The sequence below is a fragment of the Lacticaseibacillus salsurae genome, assembly GCF_045862175.1.
Lineage (GTDB): Bacteria > Bacillota > Bacilli > Lactobacillales > Lactobacillaceae > Lacticaseibacillus > Lacticaseibacillus salsurae.
Window position 1 is genome coordinate 1 of the sequence record NZ_BAAFZI010000107.1, and the last position, 3,186, is coordinate 3,186.

Annotated in this window: 2 protein-coding genes; both read left to right on the plus strand. The window is 48.7% G+C overall.

Going from position 1 to position 3,186, the window contains the following annotated elements; genetic code table 11:
- Nucleotides 1-382: 382 nt before the first annotated feature.
- Nucleotides 383-1,231: a pur operon repressor gene (gene purR, locus ACKTSG_RS13885; protein WP_407895596.1), complete on the plus strand. Its 849-nt coding sequence runs from the start codon at nucleotides 383-385 to the stop codon at nucleotides 1,229-1,231.
- The gene (locus ACKTSG_RS13890; protein ID WP_407895598.1) at nucleotides 1,228-2,373 is read left to right on the plus strand and encodes a VanZ family protein; all 1,146 of its coding nucleotides are present in this window, start codon (nucleotides 1,228-1,230) and stop codon (nucleotides 2,371-2,373) included. The genes purR and ACKTSG_RS13890 overlap by 4 nt, the downstream gene beginning before the upstream one ends.
- Nucleotides 2,374-3,186 lie beyond the last annotated feature (813 nt).

Genomic DNA, 3,186 nt, shown 5'->3' on the forward strand with positions numbered 1-3,186 from the left:
CTCTTTCATGGTTAGGACAACCTCTTTCATGTGAATCCCTCCTAAAGCATTAATAATGCCACAGAGGGTGTGGGTTGGACAAAGTCGGTTACTTCTTACTTAAGACTTTATCGCTGGCGAACGACACTACATTGAGTTGAACGCCGATAAAACTTGACAAGTCCGCAGAATTCCGGCAGAATATTAAACTGTTTGTGTTTTGATTTTTATGATTATTAACGAACGTTCGGATGAAATTTGCTAAAAGTTCTAGGAATTTCACGGATATTCGCCTATAATTAAGCAGATCGAATCGACATATATCGTGATAATCCAAATATTCGGAGTTAGTCCAAGCAACACCAGCAAATGATGCTGCTCAATCAATTAAGGAGATATACTTATGAAAGTTCGCCGCAGTGATCGGCTGATCGACATGACGCGCTATTTATTAGAACGGCCACACACCTTGGTACCGCTGACCTTCTTTTCCAAACGGTACGAATCCGCTAAATCCTCGATTTCAGAAGATCTGGCGATCGTTCGCCGCACCTTTGCCCAACGCCAAACTGGCATTTTGGAAACTGTTCCAGGCGCCGCTGGTGGGGTGCGCTACATTCCGATCATGGGCAAAGCCGAAGCGACTGAATTTATCGGCGCCATGGCCAAGCGCTTAAGTGAAACTGATCGCTTGTTGCCAGGTGGCTATGTTTATTTATCTGATCTGCTTGGCACACCAGACGTGTTGCGCCAGATCGGCCGCTTGATCGCCACCCAATATCTCGATCAAAAAGTTGATGCTGTGATGACGGTTGCCACTAAAGGCATTCCGATCGCCCAATCAGTCAGTCAATTCTTGAACGTGCCGTTTGTGATCGTGCGCCGCGATTCTAAGATCACTGAAGGCTCCACGGTTTCGGTCAACTATGTTTCTGCAAGCTCGGCTCGCATCGAAAAAATGGAATTGTCCAAGCGCTCATTGGCCGCCGGTTCTGGCGTGCTGATCGTGGATGACTTCATGAAAGGCGGCGGCACTGTTAACGGGATGCGTTCTTTGATCGCAGAATTTGACGCCAAGTTAGTCGGTATTTCTGTTTTTGCAGAAGGCAACTTCTCAGGCGATCGGATGGTATCGGATTACACCAGCTTGATCCGCGTGGATGAAGTCGACACCAAAGCCAACACCTTACATGCAGTGGCTGGCAATTATATGGATAAGAATGCGGCCAAGCTGGAGGAACTTTCCAAGTGAGTGCCTACCTTTATCCGGTGAAAATGGCAGTGTTGACCTTCCCGATTTTGGCGTTGGTGTTGGCACTGCCTTTTTTGATCGGCCAATATCGCAAATACGGTAGTTTTTTAAAATGGCGCGCGGTGGTGATCTACAGCTTCGTGTTTTACTTGTTGGCTGCTTATTTCTTGATCATTTTGCCGCTGCCTAGTCGCCAAAGTGTGGCGCAACTGACCACAGCGAAATACAACTTGATCCCACTGACGGCTTTGCGCGAATTTATCCACACGACTGTTTTTTCGCCGCTACACCCGCGCACGTGGCTGGCGGCAATGAAGCAACCTGGCTTTATTCAACCGGTATTCAACATCGTATTGACCATCCCATTTGGCGTGTACTTGCGCTATTACTTCAAACGCCCGTGGTGGCAGGCTTGGTTGATGAGTTTAGGCTTGTCGCTGTTTTTTGAACTCACGCAACTGTCTGGATTATATGGCTATTATCCGCGACCATACCGCTTGTTTGATGTGGATGATCTGATCTGTAACTCTACTGGCGGGTTGATCGGCGCTTTACTGGCGCCGGCGTTGATGCATGCTTTTCCCACGCGAGAGGCGATGGATCAACAAAGCCGCCAAGCCGGCCTGCGCGTTAGCTTTACGCGGCGTTTGGTCGCGTTTATTTTGGACAATATGGTCGTCGTCGGCATCGCCGCTGGGGTGTTGAGCCTATTGGCGCGGTTATTAGGGGTTGAAAAGCTGTTGCCTGGCGTATTGATGACATGGGTATTGCCAGTATTTTTTGCCCATGTGTTGGTGCCTTGGGTCGATCACGGCGCCACTTGGGGCAAGCGCTTGGTCCGCATTCAAGTGGTGGATGCAAACGAACACCCTGCTGGATTTTGGGCCTTGTGCGTGCGCGCATTCTTGTTGTACGGCGTGGCGTTACAAAGCTTGCGGGGATTTTTCTTGATGTTTGAAGAGATCTTCTCCAAGTTCCATCAAAGCGACTTGAACGTGGCGCTGTTGAGCTTGTTTGGCGTGGTGTTAATGTTTATTAGCGTCAACTTCATTTGGGCCTTGTTTCACAAACCCACCCGTTTCTTCTATGAAGTTTGGAGCAAGACGCATCAGATCAGTACCATAAAAACTGAATCAAAATAATGGCAAGCTTGGCCGCTGTGGCCAAGCTTTTTCTTACCATTGGAACACGAAAATCTGGCGGCTACGGCAAAAAGCGCTCCGGCGGGCTGGTCATGGAACGCTATGGCACTCATCGGAGCTAACTTTGCATTCGCTACGCTCATAAACGCAAAGTGGATCTCCTTCTCGCTGGGAACTAAGCGGTAAACCGCTAAGTGCCCCCACGGCTGATGACCAGCCCGCCTACGCGTTTTTTGCCTCCCCCACCAGATTTTCTTCGTGAGAATCGCTAACATACAGTGCGATACGCATTTCGAGGTTAGAAAGAAAAGTGGTGTGGCTACGGAAAACTGTCCAATTCATCGCCACCATCAGATTTTCCCGAACAGATAAGCTGACTGAATAGCCCAGTTGCCGCTAGTAGGTATAACATACTAGTGCCTAACTCATATCAAAGTATGACCAGTTGTCTAGTGTTAGCGATAGCGGAAGTTGTTTGAATTTGGAACGGAGGCTGATCGTTACTGCATCGTGAGATTTCCGTTAGCGATTTATCGCTTACGGAAAGCCGCAAGGAAAGATCCGGCGGGTGGGGAGCGTAGCGAGACATCCCGGCTAGCTTTCCTGAGGACCCTCTCGATGCAGTAACGGTCAGCCGGAGTTCCAAATTCAAACAACCGGCCCCACAGAGATTGGTATACCCCAATGCTTAGTGTAAAGTATTCCTCGGGAGGGAAAAGTAAGTAATAGGATAACCCCGAAAAACGGTTTGACAAAAGAAGACCGCTTGTCCTCTAATTGAGTTACCACACAACAAGTAGAGAGAAGCGATCT

What these genes read in the sequence shown, in the direction of transcription:
- purR (WP_407895596.1), top strand. Translation starts at nt 383, where the DNA reads ATGAAAGTTCGCCGCAGTGATCGGCTGATCGACATGACGCGCTATTTA.